Origin of the sequence: Sulfitobacter sp. SH24 (genome assembly GCF_965641895.1) — a bacterium.
Taxonomy (GTDB): Bacteria; Pseudomonadota; Alphaproteobacteria; order Rhodobacterales; family Rhodobacteraceae; genus Sulfitobacter; species Sulfitobacter dubius.
Genome location: NZ_OZ282575.1, coordinates 2350018 through 2371414, shown reverse-complemented (window position 1 = coordinate 2371414; position 21397 = coordinate 2350018). Strand labels below are relative to the sequence as shown.

Genomic DNA, 21397 nt, shown 5'->3' with positions numbered 1-21397 from the left:
CCACGCCCAGCCGGTATGCGAAAACGTCGGTTCTGCTGCGGCGCAGCATTGCCTATCTAACGGTCATCGAAACACTGCAAATTGCAAAGGCAATCAGATGACCTACCAGAGCACTGCTCATCTCGCCCACTCCGTCTCACCTCTCGAAGGGCTACGGCGCGCCGGCGCTGGTCTGCGCCGCTTTTTCGCGGGGATCGGCCATGGCATCATGATGGGCTCCACCGCCCACCGCCGTTTTGAACAGGTCCAAATCCTGCAAGCGAAAAGCGACGAAGAATTGGCCGCCATGGGCATCAAGCGTGACGACATCGTTCACCACGTTTTCAAAGACCTCTACTACATCTAAGACGACACGGACCGGGGCCAAATCGCGCCCCGGTCCCGTCTCGGCTTGACAGCGACGAGCGGCCAAGCCAACGCTGCGCCCATGTTGGATATACGACCTGTCGGATATGTCGTGGGCCTTTTGGTGGCCGTGCTTGGCGTTGCCATGATCATACCGATCTTGGTCGATCTGGCCGAAGGCCGGGGCCAATGGTGGGTTTTCGTCGAGAGCGCACTGATCACGACGCTGGGCGGCGGTATGATCGCCCTTGCCAGTGCCAATGGAGTCCGCGAAGGGCTCACCATTCAACAGACATTCATGCTGACCACCGGCGTCTGGCTGATGCTTCCGCTGTTCGGAGCCCTGCCGTTTGTTTTGGGCGCGACGGACGCCAGTGTCACCGACGCGATATTTGAAGCCATGTCAGGTTTGACAACCACGGGGGCGACGGTGCTTACGGGGCTGGAAGAGCTGCCCAAAGGGCTGCTGATCTGGCGCGGTATCCTGCAATGGCTGGGCGGCATCGGTATCGTCGTGGTCGCCATGGTCTTCCTGCCCGAACTGCGGGTCGGGGGTATGCAGATCTTTAAATCCGAGTCCTTTGACACCTTCGGGAAGATTCTGCCGCGCGCGGGGCAGATCGCGACGCAGATCTCGGTGATCTACCTCTGGCTGACGCTGGCCTGTATGCTGAGCTATCTTGCCCTTGGCATGACCACCTTTGACGCTACGGTTCACGCACTGACCACCGTCTCGACGGGTGGTTTTTCCAACTACGACGCATCCTTCAGCACCTTCTCCGGCCCCGCCGAATATGTCGCCGCGATTTTCATGATCCTCTCGGCTTTGCCCTTCGTGCGCTACGTTCAGCTTATCAACGGCAACCCCGTGGCGCTGCATCGCGACCCGCAGGTGCGCGGCTTTTTCATGACGATGACCTTTCTGGTGGTGATCGTCTTTTTCGTTCTGCGCAGCGGCACGACCTACGAGTCCGAGCGGGTCTTGCGGGAGGCAATCTTTAACATCACCTCGATCATCTCGGGCACCGGTTATGCTTCGGCAGATTATATGCAATGGGGCAGTTTTGCGGTCGCGCTATTCTTTTTCATTGGCTTGATCGGCGGTTGTGCGGGGTCGACGACCTGTTCGATTAAAATCTTCCGCTACCAATTGCTTTTCGCGTCCATCCGCGCGCAGTTACGGCGCATCCGGTCGCCGCATGGCATCTTTACCCCGCGCTATGATGGCCGCCCGGTTGGGCCCGATGTGCTGAGCTCGGTCATGTCATTTTTCATGTTCTTCGTGGTGTCATTGGGGCTGATCTCGGTCGCGCTGAGCCTGACGGGGCTGGATTTCGTCACCTCTGTCTCGGGCGCTGCGGCGGCGTTGGCAAATATCGGGCCGGGGTTGGGGCCTATCATCGGGCCGGCGGGGAACTTCAGCAGCCTCAACGACACGGCGAAATGGATACTCATCATCGCCATGTGGATCGGACGGTTGGAACTGATGGCGGTCTACGTCATGTTCACTGCAAAATTCTGGCGCGCATGAAACGCGAAAGGGCGGCACCCTTGGCGCCGCCCTTCGTCTAAGGTCACTGAGCAAGACAAAGACCATCCCGCCTCGTGTTTCGGTGTTATTCCCAGCAGCTAACCAGAACGGTCATGCCCTGTGCGCGCAGCGTCAGATCGCGCGGCGCGATAGGGGCAGCGGTGCTTTGTGCCATCTTGCTGTTCAGCCCCGCGTTTTGCGCGGCCTTGAGGATCACAGCACCGTCGAGGGCAAAGCTTACGTCTTCTGGCAGCTTGCGGTCGCCATCGGTGCGGGGCAGCAACATGCCAACCACATGGCCGTTATCGTCAAAGACCGGGCCACCTGAATCGCCGGGCTGCGCTTTTACGGCCAGCCGCTTGAGGGTTTCTTCGCCGTTCAGCCCTTTTAGATCCGACAATGCGCCAAAGGTCAGGGTCGCCGCACTCAGAACACCTTCGTAGGAGTAGCCCGCCACGGAGATTTCCGATTGCAGGCGCGGTGCGCTGTTGCTGAATTCCGCCACGGCCAGAGGGGCCAGACGGCTTTCGGGCTTGAGCAACGCAAAGCCGCTGGCGTCATCCGTGGCGACAACTGTGGCGTCGGTATCGGCGTCCAGCGTCACACGGGTGCATGAGGCGACCGCTTCGCTGGTGGTCACAACTGCGCCGTTGCTGTCAATGAAAAAGCCGCTGCGGGCGATCTTGGGCTGGCGGATCTGCAAACCCGCGACCAGATCAATCGCTTGGGCGTCGTTGTTGCCGGCAGCGGCGTCCAGTACAGCGGGCAGGCGGGTCAGACTTTTGGACATCTCGGCAATCACGCGGCGACGACGGTCTTCGTCACCGGCGGGCCAGATAAGCGTGAAGCCTTTGATCTGACCATTCTCCAGCGAGACCTGCGTCTGGCTGATGATGCTGCCGTTTTCACCGATCAATTCGAAAGAGTCGCGCTTGCGCTCGCGCGGGCCGTCCAGCGGCACGATCTCTAGGGTTTGCATGATGTCATAAAGACCATAGAGCGTGTCGCGGTTGCCCGGCTGGCTGATCAACAGAACCCGCGCACCGATATTGCCGCTGGCATCGTAATGCGCAAAGGGTGGCTCATAACGGGCAAAGGCAACCTCGGCCGTGGGCATCATAATTTCGATCCCCGCCTTCTCGTCACGCACCATTTGCAGGCCCAAACCATCAAGCACTGCGTTGTACTGCGCCATCAGCGCGGCACGCTGCCGGGTGGTCAGCACGCCTGTCTGGTCGTAGCCGTTTGCCGACTGCCATTCCCCCATTGACGCGCGGGTGCCGCGGCCAAAAGCGCCATCAATCGCAGCGTCGTAAAAACCGGCCCATTGCAAGGCGACTTGCAAGTCACGGCGCTCTGCCGGAGAGAGGGCCCGTTCAGAACGACGCGCCTCCGCCGGGGTCTCATCCGGTCCGGGCGGCGCGGGGGCGGCAATTGTTTCAGCAGGTTCTTCGCCTGCGGTGCTATCGCTCTCTGTCGCGGCCGGATCAAGCGGGGTTGTCGTGACTTCGGGTGTTGTTTCGGAGTCGGCGGCTTCCGTCTCAAAACCGGCAGGCGGGTCAATCACACCGGTATCAAGCACATTGGCACCCACGGGCCAGAACTGCTGGCGAAAGCGGTTCGATTGCTGAATGAAGCTGTCACGCGGCACCAGACCGTCGCGGACATAGCTGCGCAGCACCAGTTCCGCATCTGCCCGGCGGTAGGGGCCAACGGCGATGCCGTACCAACCGCCACCCAAAGAAAAGCCACTCACGTCATCCAACAGGGTCTCATAGGCCCGCGCCCGGTCTGTGGCCTCTGCCAATGACGGTTGCGCTTCGATCTGTACCCAAACGACATCCTCTGCCGATTGCGCCCGTGCAAGCCCGGCCCAAGACAGGCTCAGGGCCAAAAACATCGCCACGGGGGCAAAAAGAAATCGCTTCATCGTCACTCAACTCTCGTAAAACCAAATCCGAGCCAGATTACGCCGGAAAGCGGCGCAAATGCCATGGCAAAGGGGCTGAATTTCTCACAAAGCTGCGATTGACCCCCATGGATTGCAGACGTAGGAAAGGCGCGCATCATTAAGGGGCAATCACCATGTCTGACGCGGCGCAGAAACCACGCTCTTTTCAAGAGATCATCCTTGCATTGCAGAGCTATTGGGCGCGGCAGGGCTGCGCGATCTTGCAACCCTATGACATGGAAGTGGGCGCGGGCACCTTTCACCCGGCCACCACGCTGCGCAGCTTGGGCACCCAGCCTTGGGCCGCGGCCTATGTGCAGCCCTCGCGTCGCCCCACGGATGGGCGCTATGGCGAGAACCCGAACCGCTTGCAGCATTACTACCAGTATCAGGTGCTGATCAAACCGAGCCCGCCCAACCTTCAAGAACTGTACCTCGGTTCGCTTGAGGCCATCGGCATCGACATGGCGCTGCATGACATCCGTTTTGTCGAAGACGATTGGGAAAGCCCGACGCTGGGCGCGTGGGGGCTGGGCTGGGAGGTCTGGTGCGACGGGATGGAAGTCAGCCAGTTCACCTATTTCCAACAGGTCGGCGGTCACGACTGTCACCCCGTATCGGGCGAGTTGACCTATGGGTTGGAGCGTTTGGCGATGTATGTGCTGGGCGTCGATCACGTGATGGACATGCCCTTCAACAGCCCCAACGCGCCGATCCCGCTGACCTATGGCGATGTCTTCAAACAGACCGAAGAAGAATTCGCGCGCTGGAACTTTGACACGGCCAATACCGAAGTGCTGCTGGATCAGTTCAACGAGGCTGAGGCACACTGCCAGTTCATCCTTGAGCAGCCCGCCGAAGATCCCAAAACCGGGAAACGCATTGTCATGGCGCATCCGGCCTATGACCAATGCATCAAGGCGAGCCATATCTTCAACCTACTCGACGCGCGTGGCGTGATCTCGGTCACCGAACGGCAGGCCTATATCGGGCGCGTGCGGGCCTTGGCCAAACAATGCGCCGATGCCTTCGTGCAGACCCGTGCAGGTGGCTGGACGCCTGACGCGGAAAGCGCGGCATGAGCGGCAAGATTGTTGGCATCGTGATCCTTGTATCTGCGCTGATCGCTGGGGCTGCACTTTATTATTTGCAGATCTACGGCTTCTATCACGAGGTGCCCGAGCCCAAGGTTGAACTGGTCTCGCTGACCTCGCAAGAGCCGGAAGAGATCGCCGCAGACAATCTGCAAGCCATCGACGCTGACAGCTCTCCGATCAGGTTCCGCGCATGCTTTACTCATGACATCAGCCTTGCCATGGCGACCGAGACCTATGAGATGACCAATCACACCGATCCGCGTAACGCGCCGGGCTGGTTCGATTGTTTCGACGCTCCGGCCATCGGGGCCGAGATTGAGGCTGGCACCGCGCTGACCTTCCTTGGCGGCAAGAACGTGCATTACGGCGTCGACCGGATCGTGGCACTGACCGACGACGGGCGCGGCTATATTTGGCATGAGCTTAACGACTGCGGTGAGAAGTCATATGACGGCACCGTGGTGGGCGAAGCCTGCCCAGAGCGGCCTGCGAACTAAGTCAATAAAGGTTCCGCGCAGAAAATAGCGCGGAACCTTTTGCCCGCGCCGAACGCTTGTTCTCCATTAGAACGGGGGCACGGGTGACAGACAAATCACATGAAGGACTGAAGTGGGTGATGCGCGCGGGCTATGGCGCGCGGGGTGTGATCTATACGATCATCGGCAGTCTGGCGCTGCTGGCCGCGTTCAAATCGACCCAAGCTTCAGGTACCAAAGATGCCCTCGCTGCACTGCGGGACGAACCCTACGGGGTGCCAGCGCTTCTTGCTATTGGGGTCGGGTTGCTGGCCTATTTGGTATGGCGTGTGGTTGCTGGGGTGCAGGACGTCGAAAATCAAGGAACTGATCCCAAGGGGCTAATTGCGCGGCTGGGGCAAATCACCACTGGGCTGATCCACGGCGGTATTGGCGTTTCAGTATTGGCGCTGGCGATGAGTGGGAAGAACAGCGGCGGCGACACCACGCAAGACTGGACACAAAAACTGATGTCGATGCCGATGGGCCGTTATGTTGCGGCAGCGATTGCGCTGATCTTGCTCGGCGCGGGTATCTATTATGCCTACAAAGGCTGGAGTGGTAGCTACAAAGGCCATCTGGCCCGCATACATTTCACCGAAAGCATTGACCCTATTCTGACCATCGGCCTCGTTGTCTATGGTATCATGATGGCGTTGGTTGCCGGGTCTTTGGGCTATGCCGCACTCACGGCCAATCCCGAACAGGCGGGTGGTTTGGGCAAAGCGTTGCAAGACCTGCGCGGGATGGCCTTTGGGCGTTTCTTGCTTGGCGGTGCCGGGTTGGGGCTGATCGGTTTTGCGATCTATAACTTCGTTGAGGCTGCCTACCGAGTTGTGCCGAAATTCTCCGACCCCGATATCCGCACCTTGTTGGATTAAACGCAGGGCGGGGGGCTAGACCCTCCGCCTAGCACTCGTTATCCAAGCCCCCGATGAGACGCCGCCGTCGCGGCAAGAATTGGGGGCCGCCCGTGCCAGATCTGCTGATTGAACTTTTCTCCGAAGAAATTCCTGCGCGGATGCAGAAACGCGCGGGCGAAGACCTGCAAAAGCTGGTGACCAACGGTCTGGTCGAGGCTGGTCTGACCTATGGCTCCGCCGCCGTTTTCACCACCCCGCGCCGTCTGACGCTGGCGCTTGGCGACATGCTTGCCGCCAGCCCGCGGCAGGTGGAAGAACGTAAAGGCCCGAAAGCCGACGCGCCCGAAAAAGCCATCGAAGGTTTTTTGCGCGGTGCTGGTCTGACTCGCGATCAGCTTGAGGAACGCGACACACCCAAAGGCAAAGTGTTCTTTGCCAAGATCGAAAAGCCGGGCCGCCCGGCGGCTGAGATCGTGGCCGGAGTGCTGGAACAAACCATCCGCAATTTCCCATGGCCAAAGTCGATGCGGTGGGGCACGGGGAGCCTCAAATGGGTTCGCCCACTGCATTCGATCCTTTGCGTCATCAGCGATGAGGCCGGGGCCGAGGTGGTGCCGCTGACCATCGACGGCATCGCCGCTGGCAATACCACGCGCGGGCACCGTTTCCTTGCACCGGCTGAGATCGAAGTCTCGGGGTTCGAGGATTATCAAGACAAACTCTCGCGCGCCTTTGTCGTGCTCGACCCCGCCGCGCGGGCCGACGCGATTTGGCATGACGCGACCAACATGGCCTTCGCCGCCGGGCTCGAGGTGGTCGAGGACGCAGGGCTTCTGGCCGAAGTCGCGGGTCTCGTGGAATACCCCGTCGTGCTGATGGGCCGCATCGGTGAGGATTTCCTCGGCCTGCCGCCGGAAGTGCTGCAAACCTCCATGAAAGAGCATCAGAAGTTCTTCTCAGTCCGCAATCCGAAGTCGGGGCAGATCGAGCGGTTCATCACCGTCGCCAACCGTACCACCGCCGACGAGGGCGCAACGATCCTCGCCGGGAACGAAAAAGTGCTGGGCGCAAGGCTGTCGGACGCGAAATTCTTCTGGGACAACGACCTGCGCACCGTGACCTCGGGCGCGGGGATGGAGACTTGGGTCAAGGCGCTGGAAAACGTGACCTTCCACAACAAGCTCGGCACCCAGGCCGAGTTGATCGACCGCATGGCGACCCTTTCACGTGAGCTTGCCCCGCTGGTCGGCGCCGACGCCGATGAGGCCGAGCAGGCCGCGCGGGTGGCCAAGACCGACCTCAGCTCCGAGATGGTCTACGAATTCCCCGAGTTGCAAGGCCTGATGGGCAGCTACTACGCGCGCGAGGCGGCGATGTCGGATGCCGTGGCCGATGCGGCGAAAGATCACTACGCGCCGCTGGGGCCGTCCGATGATGTGCCGACCGCACCGGTGTCGATCGCTGTGGCTTTGGCCGAGAAGATCGACAAGCTAACGGGGTTCTGGGCGATTGATGAGAAACCCACCGGGAGTAAGGATCCCTTTGCGCTGCGCCGTGCGGCTTTGGGGGTGATCCGGATTTTGGTGGAGAATGATGTCTCGTTGACGCTGAACGACGTGCTGAACAAAAGCGCCGAGATCGTCGGTGACCGCGATGCAGGTCGGGCCGATACCGGTGATATTCTCTCCTTCATCCACGACCGCCTCAAAGTCTACCTCCGCGATCAAGGCATCCGCCACGACATCATTGACGCCTGCATCGCCATGGACGGCAGCGACGATCTGACCCTCTTGGTCAAACGCGCCCGCGCCCTGTCGGAGACGCTCAAAACCGACGATGGCGAGAACCTGATCCAAGGCTTCAAACGCGCCAATAACATCCTCAGCCAAGCCGAAGAGGCCGACGGCGTGGAATATTCCTTTGGCGCCGATCCGAAGTTCGCGGAAACCGAAGCGGAGAAAGACCTCTTCACCGCGCTCGACAAGGCCGAGACCAAGATCACTCCGGCGATGGCCGCGCAGGATTTCTCGACCGCGATGGCGGCGATGGCCGACTTGCGCGGGCCGATCGATGCGTTTTTCGAAGCGGTGCAGGTCAATGCCGAGAACCCCACGGTGCGGCGCAACCGGCTTAATCTGTTGAGCCGCATTCGCACGATCTGTAGCGCCGTGGCGGACTTGACCAAACTGGATGGATGACCGCTGAGGGGGCAAGATCCCTTGCCCCTTCTGCCTCAACCCCTATGCTGCACCAGAACGATTAAGGTGCCGCAGTGCAGAACGATCCCCATACCACGCTGGTGACCCCCACCGCGCCGATTGCCAATAACACCCACGGCGGGCGGGCCAAATGCCTGCAGCGTCTTGTGCGGCTCGACCTGCCGGTGCCACGGACCATTGCGCTGTCCTTTGACGCGGTGCAGCAGATCGCGCGGGGGCAGATGCCTGATGTGCAGGGAGTGGTCGATCAGTTCCCCAAAGGGGCGCTTCTTTGTGTGCGGCCCTCCAGCCAAGACCCTGATTGGGGCGGGCCGGGGGCGGTGTTGAACATCGGGATCAACGATGCGCTCTTTGAAAGCTATGCGGGCACAATCGGCGAAGGCCCGGCGGCGGCGCTTTATTCACGGTTCGTGCAGTCTTATGCGGTCAATGTCGCCCGTCTCGACCCGGATATGTTCGACGATGTGAACGGCGATGGCCGCGCGGCGCTGATGGCCTCCTTGCGCGCTTATGAAGCCGAGACGGAAGAGCGTTTTCCCCAAGACCCGGCGACCCAGCTTGCCGCCGTGCTGCGCTCCATGGCGCGGGCGTGGAACGGGACCTCGGCGCGGCTGCTCCGGCAGGCTAAGGGCGCGCCTGCGGATGCGGGGCTGGGGTTGGTGGTTCAGGAAATGGCCTTTGGCGTGGGGCAGGGGCAATGCGGCTCGGGTGTGTTACAACTGGTTGATAGCGATACCGGCCTGCCGCAGATCACCGGGCGGTATCTGAGCCAGAGCCAAGGCCGCGATGCGCTCGAAGGCGATGCGGCGGCGATGTATCTCACCCGTGATCCGCGTGGGCCGTCGTTGGAAGAGCTGGTGCCCGATGCCTTTGCCGAGTTGAAAGAGCACGCGGCGCTGATGCGCAAACGGCTGCGGGCCGAGATGCAGGTCGAATTCGTGATCGATCAGGGCAAGCTGCATATCTTGGACGGTGTGAAGGTCGCGCGTTCCTCTCGGGCCGCCGTGCGCATCGCCGTGGCGCTGGCAGACGAAGGGATCATCAGCCGCGAGGAGGCGCTCATGCGTGTGCAGCCGCGCACGCTGTCGGAACTGCTTCACCGTCAGGTTGACCCAAGCGCCAAGCGGGACGTGATCGGGCGCGGCATCGCGGCCAGCCCGGGTGCGGCGACGGGGCGGATCGTCTTTTCCGCCAGCGACGCACAGGCCAGCGCCGCGCGGGGGGAGCCTTGCATCCTCGTCCGGCGTGAGACGTCGCCTGAGGATATTCGCGGCATGCATGCCGCTGCCGCCGTGCTGACCGAACGCGGCGGCATCACCAGCCATGCGGCGGTGATTGGGCGCGGCATGGGGCTTCCTTGCGTTGTCGGTGCGTCGAACATGCGCTTTATCGTGACCCAGCGGCAGATCATCGCCCCTGATGGGCGGGTCTTTGTCGAAGGGGATCAGATCACCGTCGACGGCTCGACCGGGCAGGTGCTGGCCGGGGCGGCCAAGATGCAAGAAGCCGCACTTGACGATACCTTCACCCGGCTGATGGGCTGGGCCGAGGATGTGGCCGACATCGGCATTCGCGCCAATGCCGACACGCCAGCCGATGCGCAGACCGCGCGCAATTTCAACGCTCATGGCATTGGCCTGTGCCGGACCGAGCATATGTTTTTTGAGCCCGGTCGCCTGACGGTGATGCGCGAGATGATCTTTGCCGAAAGCGGCGAAGACCGCCGCGCCGTGCTGGAACGATTGCTGCCCATGCAGCGCGATGATTTCACTCAACTTTTCCGCATCATGCAGGGGCAACCCGTCTGCATTCGCCTGTTCGATCCACCGCTGCATGAATTCCTGCCTTCCGACAAGGCCGGGCAGCGCGAATTGGCCGAGGCGCTTGGCCTCCAGATGTCCGACGTGACGCGCCGCGTGGCGGCGATGACGGAGTATAACCCGATGCTGGGCCTGCGCGGCGTGCGGCTCGGGGTGACGGTGCCGGAAATCTACGAAATGCAGGCCCGCGCGATCTTTGAAGCGACCATTGAGGCCAGCCGGGATGGTGAGCCTGTGGTGCCCGAGATCATGATCCCGCTGGTCAGCGCCCGGCGTGAGGTGGAATTGGTCAAAGCCAGCGTTGATGCCGTGGCCGCCGCCGTGCGCAGCGAGCGTGACGCGAGCTTTACCTATCGCCTCGGCGTCATGGTAGAGACCCCGCGCGCCTGTCTGCGTGCCGATGACATCGCGCCGCATTGTGCCTTTCTCAGTTTCGGGACCAACGATCTGACGCAGATGACCTATGGCCTCTCGCGCGACGACGCGGGGCGCTTCATGTCGAATTACGTGCAACAGGGGGTCTACCCCGAGGATCCGTTCCACGTTTTGGACACCGATGGGGTGGGGGAATTGCTGCAACTTGGCGCGGCGCGGGGCCGTAAAGCGCAGCCCGGGATCACTCTTTCGATCTGTGGCGAGCATGGCGGCAACCCCGAATCCATCGCTTTTTGCCGCGAATCGGGCTTTGATTATGTTTCTTGTTCGCCGTTTCGCGTACCGGTTGCACGTTTGGCCGCCGCCCAACTCGCCATTGCCCACAAGATCGGGTAGGGGCGGCGGGCCGTAGCGCAACTTATACCATAATTCGGCGGGTTTCTGCACATAACGTCTGGCCGGGTTTACCACCGGGAACCTTTTGGCTATCCGCCCCGCAGCCCTAACAATGATGCGAGGCGCATAATGCGTTTTATCCAGTCGATCTCTTTTGCGTTATCCGTTGCTGTGTGCAGCGCCCCCTTGGCCGCTGTCGCCAGTTCCGAGAGCGCCAGCAATCTTGCGCAGATCGAAATTCAGGGCCTGAAATCCGCGGGCGCAGCCCGGCTTCAGGAAATGGTCGCGCAGCCTGCATCAGCCAGCGAGACGGATGTGAAGTTCTCGAAGGCATGGATCGACAGCCAGCCCAAGGCCAAAACCAGCGCAGAGTTGCAGTGTCTTGCAGAGGCGCTTTACTTTGAAGCCCGCGGTGAGACCGTCAAAGGTCAGTTCGCCGTGGCCGAAGTGATTATGAACCGCGTGAAATCGGCCCGCTTCCCCGGTACGCTTTGCGGTGTGATCAATCAAGGAACGGGCCGCAAGTACCAGTGCCAGTTCACATATACCTGCGATGGCAACAAAGAAGTCATCAATGAACCGCGCGCTTTTGCCCGTGTCTCTAAGGTGGCGCGTGCGATCATCGACGGTTCCGCGCCCAAGCTGACCAATGGCGCGACCCATTATCACACCACTGCTGTGAACCCTAACTGGGCGCGCGTCTATACCAAGACGGCCCGGATCGGTCAGCATCTTTTCTATCGTCACACTTGGAAAACCGCGTCGAATTGATTTCGCGCGGGCCGCGCTTTGGGGTGCTGGCCTGCTGGCGGTGGGCCTGTTAAAGCTGCTAAAGAAGCGCCCCGAGGGGCCGTTACCCTGATCCGATAGGCGCTGCCGATGTCCGACGAAATCCGACTTGCCTTTGCGCATCCGTCTGAGCGGGCCGAGACGCTGGCCGGGCCCGAGCCGCGCGACCGGATTTCGCTGCGTGACCATATTGTCGAAGTAGAGATCGGCGCCTTTCAGGCCGAGCGGGACGTGACACAACGGGTCTGCTTTAACGTGGTCGTCGAAGTGATGCCGCTGACGGGCGTCGTGGATGACGACGTGGATCGCATCCTTTCGTATGACCGTGTGACCGAGGCGATTGCCGCCGAGCTTGCTGCCGAACGGCTCAACCTTTTGGAGACGCTGGCCGAGCGGGTGGCAGACCGGATCTTGGTGGAGCCGCAGGCGATGCGGGTCTTTGTGCGAATCGAAAAGTTGGACCGTGGCCCCGGTGCGCTTGGGGTTGAGATCGTGCGGGCACGGGGCGGAGATGCCACGCCGCAAGACCCCGCGATTGAGACGCCGCAACCGCTTGTTGTCTATCTGTCGAATGCTGCCATTGCCTCCCCCCATTTGATTGACTGGCTTGACCAGTTGGAAGCGTCGGCGCAGCCGGTAATCTTGTGTGTCGGCCCGGCTGACATCGCCACGCCGCAGGCCGGGCAGGAAAAAGCGCAACGCCATATTGATTTGCTGGCGATAGAACAGAACGCTTGGATGGTCTTTGGCCGCGACCCTCGCTGCGCCGTTGTGGGCAGCCGGACAGAGCTGGACTGGGCGATGAAAAACGATCAGATCTGCATCTGGGCCCCTTCGCGGATCGTACTGGATGCCGTCGACGGCCCCGCCGCTGCACCGCATGAGGCACCGGCGCTGGCGGCGTGGTTCGCGGCAAGCCTTGCTGCGAAGGAACTGCTTATTGTTGGTGCTGCCGTCCCAGAGATTGCGGAACTGCCGACGCGCGCACTTTCGATCGATACGGCAAAGATCGCGTAATGGCAGACTACTTCCGTCCCCTCGTTCAAATCGACCCGGCACGACCCGAAGGGGCTATGTCCCTCGCAGGTGGCTGGGGTTGGTTTAGCCATGTTGAAGTGCTGTCGCGTGCGCGCGCCGCGAAAGTCATCTCGGCAGCGGATTTGCCCAAATCGGCCCTGGACGCGTTGACCACGACGCGTGCGCCTATTGCGGGGCTTGCCCTCGACCGCCCGCGCGTCATGGGCATCCTTAACGCCACACCAGACAGTTTTTCCGATGGGGGCCGTCACGCTGATCCGCAAGTTGCAGTGGAGGCAGGCATGGCGATGCGTGCGGCGGGTGTCGATATGCTCGACGTTGGCGGCGAATCGACCCGTCCGGGGGCCGATACGGTGCCTGAGGGCGAAGAGATTGACCGCATTGTGCCAGTTATCGCAGGGCTTCGCGCCGCAGGAACAGGGGCGATCAGCATCGACACCCGCAAGGCCGCCGTGGCCGAGGCCGCTGTGGGGGCTGGGGCTAATCTGGTCAATGACGTTGCCGCCCTTACGTTCGATCCCGCCCTTGCGCCTTTCTGTGCGGCGCGGGAACTGCCCGTCTGTGTGATGCACGCTCAGGGTGATCCGGCGACAATGCAACGTGATCCGCGCTATGATGACGTGGTGCTTGATGTCTATGACTACCTAGCCGACCGCATCGCCGCGCTGGAGGCGCAAGGCATCGCGCGGCACAATATCATCGCCGACCCCGGCATCGGCTTTGGCAAAACGTTAGAGCATAACCTTGCGCTGTTGGCGCGGCTGAGCTTGTTTCACAGCCTTGGCGTACCGATTTTGCTGGGCGCGTCGCGTAAGCGGTTCATAGGCACTATCGGCGGAGGAGAGGCTGGCGCAGACCGTGCTCCCGGTTCAATTGCCGTGGCGCTGGCGGCGCTCAGCCACGGGATACAGTTCTTACGCGTTCATGACGTAGCGCAGACCATTCAGGCGATTGCACTTTACCGTGCTGCCATGGCAGGAAAACAAATATGACAAAGCTTTTTGGTACCGATGGCGTGCGTGGCACGGCCAATATTCACCCCATGACCGCCGAAATGGCGCTGCGCATCGGCGCGGCTGTTGGGCGATATTTCCGGCGCGAGAAGGATACCGTGCACCGTGTGGTGATCGGCAAAGACACCCGGCTTTCTGGCTATATGTTTGAAAACGCTTTGACGGCTGGGCTGACGAGCACGGGGATGAACGTTCTGCTGCTTGGTCCGGTGCCGACACCGGCAGTCGGGCTTTTGACCCGCTCCATGCGGGCCGATTTGGGGGTCATGATATCGGCCAGTCATAATCCGGCCAGCGACAATGGTATCAAGTTTTTCGGGCCGGATGGGTTCAAACTCTCTGACCAAGTTGAGCAGGAGATCGAGGCGCTGGTCGCCGAGGGGGTGGAGCCTACGGCTCCCAACCAGATCGGCCGCGCCAAGCGGATCGACGACAGTCGCTATCGTTATATTGAGCGGGTCAAATCGACTTTCCCGCGTCAGATGCGTCTGGATGGGCTAAAAGTGGTGATCGATTGTGCCCATGGTGCGGCTTATCACGTCGCCCCCATGGCCCTCTGGGAATTAGGCGCAACGGTTATCCCTGTGGGCGTGGCACCCAATGGCCTCAACATCAATGATGGGTGCGGGTCTACCCAACCACAATCCGCAGCCGAGGCCGTGGTCGCAAATGGCGCGGACGTTGGCATTTGCCTTGATGGTGATGCGGATCGGGTGATCTTGATCGACCAGAATGGGCGGATTGGCGACGGGGATCAGTTCATGGCGCTGATGGCGTCGCGTTGGGCTGCGGATAGCCGGCTGGCGAACAAGTCGCTTGTCGCCACGGTAATGAGCAACCTTGGACTCGAGCGGTTTCTCAATGATCGCGGTGTGCAACTGGAGCGGACCGCCGTTGGCGACCGATATGTGGTGGAGCGGATGCGGGCGGGGGGCTTTAACCTCGGCGGAGAACAATCGGGCCATATCGTCATGACCGATCACGCCACCACCGGTGATGGTCTGATGGCCGGGCTACAGTTTTTGGCCGAGATGGTCCGTTCGAGGAAGCCTGCCTCTGAACTGCTTTATCAATTCGATCCGGTGCCGCAACTGCTGAAAAACGTGCGTTTCTCGTCGGGTCAGACCCCGCTGGAGGACACACAGGTCAAGGCCGCCATCGCACAGGCTGAGGCCGAGCTGGCCCAAAGCGGGCGGCTGTTGATCCGCAAGTCAGGCACCGAGCCCTTGGTCCGTGTCATGGCAGAGCACGAAGATGCGGCGTTGATGGAGCGTGCCGTGGACAGTGTGGTCGATGCGGTGAACGTGGCGGTAGGCAGCTAGGCTGCCTCAGGCGTTTCGGAACAGCCGTGTCAGCGCGCCATATTGGCTGAGCCCCACCCCGGCGAGGATCAGAACCATCGCATAGAGCAGCGACATCGGGAGCGGCTCTGACAGTACCAGCGCACCCAGAAGGACCGACCAAACCGGAACTTGGTAATTCACCAGGGACATGAAGACCGGCCCAGCGGTGCGCACCACATAGACCCGCAGGAAAGCTGCGCCTGCTGTAGGGACGAGGCCAAGAAAGGCCAACACACCCAATATTTTAGGCGCGGGCATGGGGGGCGGGCCTTCGCTGAGGAAAGCGGCAGGCAACATGATACTGGCGCCGATCAGCATGAGGATTGTGGCCAGCCCTATGGGGTCGACCGACGGCAAGCGGCGCATAAGGATCGAACTGACGGCATAACACGAGGCTGCGCCGACGCAGGCGATCCGTCCCGCAGTTTCCATCGCGGCTCCCGTGCTTTCAAATGCTTGGCCGCCAATCAGCACCACCACGCCGACAAAGCCGATGACGAATCCGCCGACCTTACGCGGAGTCATGTTTTCGCCGGGAAGCAGGAAATGCGCCAGCGGCAGAACGATCAGCGCAACCGAGGCCATGGTCACCCCGGCAAAACCAGAGGTTACAAATTGTTGCCCCCATGCGAGCAGCGAGAAGGGTAAGGCAGAGCTAATGATGCCGATGGTGATTAGGATCGTGATGTTTCCGCGCGTTGGGCGCTTTGTAAAAAGCGCGAAACCGCGCACGGCCCATAGCGCAAGCATAACCATCGATGCAAAGCCGATCCGAGAGGCGGCGAGCCAGAAGGGTGTAATGCCCGTAAGCGCAATTTCGATGGCCAGAAAGGTGCCGCCCCAGACAAAGCCCAGAATGGCGATCAGCAGCCAACTGGTGCGGGTGATCTGAGGTGTGGTGTTCATCGGGGCTCCGGCGTGAAGGCAAAGACCCCGGCGCGAGGCCGGGGTCGATGTCGTCTTGTCTGTAGGTGGAAATGGCTCAGTTCTTGGCCTTGTCCACCATCTTGCCTGCGGAAATCCAAGGCATCATCTCACGCAGTTTCGCGCCGACCTGTTCGATGCGGTGTTCGTCATTGATGCGACGTGTGGCTTTGAACGAAGGCTGGCCGACGGCGTTTTCTTGCATGAAGTCGCGCACGAACTTGCCGTTCTGGATGTCCGTCAGCACGTCTTTCATGCGCTTCTTGGTCTCGTCGTAAGGCAGGATGCGGGGGCCTGAGACATATTCGCCGTATTCCGCGGTGTTAGAGATCGAGTAGTTCATGTTGGCGATGCCGCCTTCATAGATCAGGTCGACGATCAGCTTCACTTCGTGCAGGCATTCGAAATAGGCCATCTCGGGAGCGTAGCCCGCTTCGACCAGTGTCTCAAAGCCCATGCGGATCAGTTCAACCAAACCGCCGCAAAGCACGGCCTGCTCACCGAAGAGGTCGGTTTCGCATTCTTCGCGGAAGTTGGTTTCGATGATGCCCGAACGGCCGCCACCGATGGCGGAGCAATAGGAGAGGCCGATTTCCAGCGCTTTGCCGGAGGCGTCTTTGTCGACGGCCACGAGGCAGGGCACGCCGCCGCCTTTGGTGTATTCGCCGCGCACGGTGTGGCCGGGGCCTTTGGGCGCCATCATGATCACGTCGACGCCTTCTTTCGGCTCGATCAGGCCGAAGTGAACGTTCAGGCCGTGGGCGAATGCAATGGCGGCACCCTCACGGATGTTGTCATGCACGTATTTCTTGTAGGTCTCGGCCTGCAGTTCGTCGGGCATGGTGAACATGATCAGGTCGGCCCAAGCAGCCGCTTCGGCGATGCCCATGACCTTGAGGCCTTCGCCTTCGGCCTTGGCGGCGGATTTGGAGCCTTCGCGCAGGGCGACGACGAGGTTCTTGGCACCCGAGTCGCGCAGGTTCAGGGCGTGGGCGTGGCCTTGGGAACCGTAGCCGAGGATGGCTACTTTTTTGTCCTTGATGAGGTTCACGTCGCAGTCACGGTCATAATAAACGCGCATGATCTTGTCCTTTTGTTGATCTCTATCTGGGGTTCACCATAGCGATCTTGCGTCTAGGAGCCATTGTCATCGCAGAGGTATTTGTGAAAGAATGAAGATAGTTATTCGTAGTTTCGCTATAAAACGGAAATATCATGCTTGATGATCTGGATCGCCGTATTTTGCGCTATTGGCAGGCGGAACCAAGTCTCAGCCCCGGGGAGCTGGCGGAGAGGTGCAATATCACCACCGGCAAAGCGGCGCGACGGATTGCGCGGCTGCAAGATCAGGGGATCGTGCAGGGCAGCGGGGTGGTGGTTGATTGGGCCGCACTTGGTTATGCGTTGGAAGTGTCCTTGCGGGTGACACTGGATAAGACGCAGGCCAATGCCTTTGACATCTTCATGGCGGCGGCGCGGCAGGTGCCTGAGGTAATCGAGTTGCAGACGTTTTTGGGCCGGGTCGATCTGCGGCTGTCGATCATCGCGCGGGACATGGGGCATTATCAGCAGATTTACCGCAGCCGCATTCTGACCCTGCCGCATATCGCCGAGATCGAAGCGTTGATGCATGTGGCGCGGATCAAGACGCAAGAGGGGCTGCCGTTGTGATTGAGCTTGATGAGATCGACCGCGCCTTGCTGCGCGCTTTGGCGCGGGATGCCACACAGAGTGCGAGTGCCTTGGGGCGGCGGTTTGGTCTGTCGCAGCCTGCGACGTGGCGGCGCATCAGGCGACTGGAGGAGGGCGGCGCGATTTCGGGTCGGCGGTTGCGGTTGAATGCCGAGGCGTTGGGTTTTGGCGTGACCGTTTTTCTGGGCATCAAACTGGCCACGCGGGGCCGGGTGAGTTTGGAGGATTTCGAGCGGGCGGTTTCGGCCATTCCCGAGGTGCAGACGGTGGAGCATGTCTTGGGACTTTTCGACTACCGTCTGCGGGTCGTGGCGCGGGACCTGCCTGACTTCGAGCGTGTGCTGAGGCGGCGGATCATGACCCTGCCCGGCGCGGGAGAGGTGGAGGCCAATGTGCTTTTGAGTGAAGAACGTTTGCCGGGGCCGCTTTAGCCGTCAATTGCCTTTTGCGGCGGCGGGCCATATGCCTTTGATCGAAAGATGGAGGAAGAACGATGGCATTGCTCGACACGGTAGACCCCACGGGGCTTGATGAATTCAGCGTGGTTTTCACCGACCGTTCGCTCAACCACATGTCAGCAGAGTTTCAGCAGGTCATGCGCGACCTCTCGGACTGGCTGGGCGAGGTTTATAACGCCGATGCCGTGGCGCTGGTGCCCGGTGGCGGCACCTATGCGATGGAGGCCGTGGCGCGGCAGTTTGCGCGGGGCCAAGACGTGTTGGTCGTGCGCAACGGGTGGTTTTCCTATCGTTGGAGCCAGATCATCGAAAGCGCCGATCTGACCAAGAGCGCCGAGGTGATGAAGGCGCGGATGCAGGGCAATGCCAGCCCCGCCCCCTTTGCGCCTGCGCCGATCGACGAGGTCACTGCCGCGATCCGCGAACAGAAGCCGCAGGTGGTCTTCGCGCCGCATGTCGAGACCAGCTCGGGCATGATCCTGCCTGATGACTATATCGAAGCGATGGCCGCGGCGGCCCATGAGGTGGGCGCGCTGATGGTGCTCGATTGCATCGCCTCGGGCTGTGTCTGGGTGGATATGAAGGCGCTTGGGGTCGATGTGCTGATCTCGGCACCGCAGAAGGGGTGGAGTGCCTCGCCGTCTGCAGGACTGGTGATGATGTCAGCGCGGGCAGAGGCGCGGTTGAACGAGACGACGTCGGACAGTTTTGCCATCGACCTGCGCAAGTGGCGCGACATTGTGAACGCCTATGAGGCCGGGGGGCATGCCTATCATGCGACCATGCCGACGGATGCGCTGCGGCTGTTCCGTGATACGGTGAAAGAGACCCGCGATTATGGGTTTGACCGGTTGAAAGAGGCGCAGTGGCGATTGGGTGAAGCGGTGCGGCAGGCTCTGGCGGCGCGGGGTGTGACTTCGGTTGCTGCTGATGGTTTCGCCGCGCCGGGCGTGGTGGTCGGCTATACCGCCGATCCGGATGTGCAAAACGGCAATGCTTTTGCCGCTCAAGGCATGCAGATTGCTGCCGGGGTGCCGTTGCAGGTGGGAGAGCCGGATGATTTCCGCACCTTCCGTCTGGGGCTGTTCGGGCTGGATAAGCTTTATGATGTTGACGCGACCGTGGCGCGGCTAACGGCTGTGCTCGACGAGGTTTTGTAAGACAGCCTGCGCCGCGCGTTAGCGGCGCAGGCCCAGCCCCATTTGCATCAGCATTTTGCGCACTTGGGGCAGGGCGTAGAGCGCATTAAGCGCCGCCGCCCGTGCATCGCGGGCCAGTGGGCTGCTGGCTTGGCTAGCCCGGTTCAGCAGGTCAATGCCCCGCACGCGGAGGCTAATGTCGGCGTGGCGGGCCTTGTGGTAGGTCTCCAACATGTCAGCGTCGCCGAGCGTTCCGGGCGATTTGCGGGCTAAATCTAGCAGCGTCGCCAGATCGGTCAGCGACATATTCAACCCCTGCGCGCCGATGGGGGGCAGCACATGTGCCGCTTCGGCCACCAATGCCAGTCGTTCGCCAGAGAGGCGCTTGGCCTCTTGGCTAATGATCGGCCAGAGCGCGCGCGGGCTGGCGAGGGTGAGTGGCCCGAAGAGATTGGCCGAGCGCGCCGTTGCTTCGGCCTCGAAAGCGGCAGTCTCCAGCGTGGCGCGGGCTTGGGTCGCGGGGCCGTCGTCCATCCAAACTACGGCGGAGCAGGGCATGCCGTCGCGGTCGGGCAGGGGGACGAGGGTGAAGGGGCCGCCGGAGCGGTGCACTTCGGTCGAGACATTCTCATGCGGGATCGGATGGGTAACGCAGAAGGCCAGCGCCTTTTGACCGTAGCGGCGGGTGGTGACCTCGATCCCGGCCGCTTCGCGCATCGGGCTGTTGCGCCCATCGGCGGCGATCACCAAGCGTGTTCTGATCCGGCTGCCGTCGCTCAGGCCCACGCGGGCCTCGCTTTGCCGGGTGAAGAGTGTCGTGGTGCTGGTGCCGGGGCGAAAATCGACGTTGGGCAGCGCGTTTAGGCGGGTGAGCAGTTCACGGCGCAGCAGCCAGTTGGGGAAGTTCCAGCCGAAGGGGGCATCTGAGATATCGGCGGCGTCAAACTCGCGGGTGACGCGGGGGCTCGGGTCTTCGCCCCCCGCATCGACGATCCGCATGATCTGCAAAGGGGCGGCATGGGGGGCGAGGCGGTCCCATAGTCCGGCGTCTTCCAAGAGCAAGCGCGCCGGTTGCAGCAGCGCGGTGGAGCGCATGTCGGCGCCCTCGGCTGCGCCGTCGGTGACGGGTGGTGTGGGGTCGACGCAGATCACATCGAAACCCGCCGCGCCAAAAGCGGCCGCGGCGGTCAGTCCGGCAATGCCGCCACCGGAAATCAGAATATCGCAATCAAAGGTCATCAGCCCGCCACCCGTGTCAGGAATTCGCAAAGGTCTTGCGTATGGTAGTGGATGTGATCGCCTTCGCCACGTGTGGGCGCCACATGCACTGTGCGCATCCCCAACGCGTGTGGGGCTGCAAGGTTGCGCGGGTCATCCTCGAACATCGCGGCGGCTGCGGTTTGGAAACCGTCGATGGCAAAGACCTTGTCATAGGCGGCGGCTTCGGGTTTTGGCAGGAAATCAGCGTGTTCGACGCCGTAGACCGCATCGAATAGACCGGTGAGACCGCGCGCCTCCAGCACCCGTTCAGCGTAGGGAGCGCAGCCGTTGGTGTAGACGATGCGCCGCCCCGGCAGAACGCGGATCGCTTGGGCCAGCAATGGGTCGGGGGTCAGCCGGTCCATCGGGATGTCATGCACATCCGTGAGGTAGGGACCGGGATCGACGCCATGTTCGCGCATCAGCCCCGCCAGCGTGGTGCCATAGGTCTGCCAATAGTGCTGGCGCAGGTGATTGGCCTCGGCCCGATCCACCTTGATCGCACGCATCACCCAGTCAACCATTCGCGCCTCGATCAGATCGAAAAGCCGCGCCTCGGGGGGGTAGAGCGTCTGATCAAGGTCGAAGACCCAAGTGGTGACATGAGAGAAAGCATCGCGCGGCATGGC

Annotated in this window: 19 protein-coding genes; 14 read left to right on the top strand and 5 right to left on the bottom strand. The window is 61.5% G+C overall.

Annotation, left to right across the window (positions count from 1 at the left end; translation table 11 throughout):
* Positions 1-97: 97 nt before the first annotated feature.
* Positions 98-346 carry a hypothetical protein gene (locus tag ACSQ16_RS14255; RefSeq protein WP_243262661.1) on the top strand — a complete coding sequence of 83 codons (249 nt, stop codon included), beginning with the start codon at positions 98-100 and terminating at the stop codon, positions 344-346.
* Between the two features lie 81 nt (positions 347-427).
* Positions 428-1876, top strand: a complete 1449-nt coding sequence (locus ACSQ16_RS14250; RefSeq protein WP_243262662.1) for a TrkH family potassium uptake protein — start codon at positions 428-430, stop codon at positions 1874-1876.
* A gap of 85 nt (positions 1877-1961) precedes the next feature.
* On the opposite strand, the gene ACSQ16_RS14245 is transcribed toward ACSQ16_RS14250, so the two are convergent.
* Positions 1962-3806 (bottom strand): serine protease, encoded by a 1845-nt coding sequence (locus ACSQ16_RS14245; protein WP_243262663.1) that lies wholly within the window; start codon positions 3804-3806, stop codon positions 1962-1964.
* A gap of 155 nt (positions 3807-3961) precedes the next feature.
* Between ACSQ16_RS14245 and ACSQ16_RS14240 the strand changes: the two genes are divergently transcribed.
* The 9 genes from ACSQ16_RS14240 (at position 3962) to glmM (ending at position 15274) form a co-directional block, all read left to right on the top strand.
* Entirely contained in the window at positions 3962-4909 is a 948-nt protein-coding gene (locus ACSQ16_RS14240; RefSeq protein WP_093926666.1) for a glycine--tRNA ligase subunit alpha, read from the top strand.
* Positions 4906-5421 (top strand): DUF6446 family protein, encoded by a 516-nt coding sequence (locus tag ACSQ16_RS14235; RefSeq protein ID WP_243262664.1) that lies wholly within the window; start codon positions 4906-4908, stop codon positions 5419-5421. The genes ACSQ16_RS14240 and ACSQ16_RS14235 overlap by 4 nt, the downstream gene beginning before the upstream one ends.
* An 83-nt stretch (positions 5422-5504) precedes the next feature.
* Positions 5505-6320, top strand: coding sequence for a DUF1206 domain-containing protein (locus ACSQ16_RS14230; RefSeq protein ID WP_435988564.1), 816 nt, complete (start codon positions 5505-5507; stop codon positions 6318-6320).
* Positions 6321-6412: 92 nt separating this feature from the next.
* Positions 6413-8500: a glycine--tRNA ligase subunit beta gene (glyS, locus tag ACSQ16_RS14225; RefSeq protein ID WP_435988563.1), complete on the top strand. Its 2088-nt coding sequence runs from the start codon at positions 6413-6415 to the stop codon at positions 8498-8500.
* A 74-nt stretch (positions 8501-8574) separates the two neighbouring features.
* On the top strand, positions 8575-11112 hold the full coding sequence (locus ACSQ16_RS14220; protein ID WP_243262667.1) for a putative PEP-binding protein: 2538 nt from the start codon (positions 8575-8577) through the stop codon (positions 11110-11112).
* Positions 11113-11241: 129 nt separating this feature from the next.
* Positions 11242-11883, top strand: coding sequence for a cell wall hydrolase (locus tag ACSQ16_RS14215; protein WP_243262668.1), 642 nt, complete (start codon positions 11242-11244; stop codon positions 11881-11883).
* 108 nt (positions 11884-11991) lie between these two features.
* Complete coding sequence (locus ACSQ16_RS14210; RefSeq protein ID WP_243262669.1) at positions 11992-12918, top strand: dihydroneopterin aldolase; 927 nt, start codon at positions 11992-11994, stop codon at positions 12916-12918.
* Complete coding sequence (gene folP / locus ACSQ16_RS14205; protein WP_243262670.1) at positions 12918-13931, top strand: dihydropteroate synthase; 1014 nt, start codon at positions 12918-12920, stop codon at positions 13929-13931. The genes ACSQ16_RS14210 and folP overlap by 1 nt, the downstream gene beginning before the upstream one ends.
* A complete protein-coding gene (glmM, locus tag ACSQ16_RS14200) occupies positions 13928-15274 on the top strand; it encodes a phosphoglucosamine mutase (protein ID WP_435988562.1) in 1347 nt (448 codons plus the stop codon). The genes folP and glmM overlap by 4 nt, the downstream gene beginning before the upstream one ends.
* 6 nt (positions 15275-15280) lie before the next feature.
* On the opposite strand, the gene ACSQ16_RS14195 is transcribed toward glmM, so the two are convergent.
* Together ACSQ16_RS14195 and ilvC are read right to left on the bottom strand one after the other, a co-directional pair.
* Entirely contained in the window at positions 15281-16201 is a 921-nt protein-coding gene (locus ACSQ16_RS14195; protein ID WP_243262672.1) for a DMT family transporter, read from the bottom strand.
* A 76-nt stretch (positions 16202-16277) separates the two neighbouring features.
* Positions 16278-17300: a ketol-acid reductoisomerase gene (gene ilvC, locus ACSQ16_RS14190; protein WP_243262673.1), complete on the bottom strand. Its 1023-nt coding sequence runs from the start codon at positions 17298-17300 to the stop codon at positions 16278-16280.
* A 134-nt stretch (positions 17301-17434) separates the two neighbouring features.
* Between ilvC and ACSQ16_RS14185 the strand changes: the two genes are divergently transcribed.
* The 3 genes from ACSQ16_RS14185 (at position 17435) to ACSQ16_RS14175 (ending at position 19529) form a co-directional block, all read left to right on the top strand.
* Positions 17435-17890, top strand: coding sequence for an Lrp/AsnC family transcriptional regulator (locus ACSQ16_RS14185; RefSeq protein WP_243262674.1), 456 nt, complete (start codon positions 17435-17437; stop codon positions 17888-17890).
* Entirely contained in the window at positions 17887-18342 is a 456-nt protein-coding gene (locus ACSQ16_RS14180; protein ID WP_093926656.1) for an Lrp/AsnC family transcriptional regulator, read from the top strand. The genes ACSQ16_RS14185 and ACSQ16_RS14180 overlap by 4 nt, the downstream gene beginning before the upstream one ends.
* A 62-nt stretch (positions 18343-18404) precedes the next feature.
* Positions 18405-19529 carry an aminotransferase class V-fold PLP-dependent enzyme gene (locus tag ACSQ16_RS14175; RefSeq protein WP_243262675.1) on the top strand — a complete coding sequence of 375 codons (1125 nt, stop codon included), beginning with the start codon at positions 18405-18407 and terminating at the stop codon, positions 19527-19529.
* Positions 19530-19547: 18 nt separating this feature from the next.
* Here the strand turns inward: ACSQ16_RS14175 and ACSQ16_RS14170 are convergent, their stop codons facing one another.
* Both ACSQ16_RS14170 and ACSQ16_RS14165 read right to left on the bottom strand, forming a co-directional pair.
* Positions 19548-20747: a UbiH/UbiF family hydroxylase gene (locus ACSQ16_RS14170; RefSeq protein WP_243262676.1), complete on the bottom strand. Its 1200-nt coding sequence runs from the start codon at positions 20745-20747 to the stop codon at positions 19548-19550.
* The gene (locus tag ACSQ16_RS14165) at positions 20747-21394 is read right to left on the bottom strand and encodes a pyrimidine 5'-nucleotidase (RefSeq protein ID WP_243263142.1); all 648 of its coding nucleotides are present in this window, start codon (positions 21392-21394) and stop codon (positions 20747-20749) included. The genes ACSQ16_RS14170 and ACSQ16_RS14165 overlap by 1 nt, the downstream gene beginning before the upstream one ends.
* Between the last annotated feature and the right edge of the window lie 3 nt (positions 21395-21397).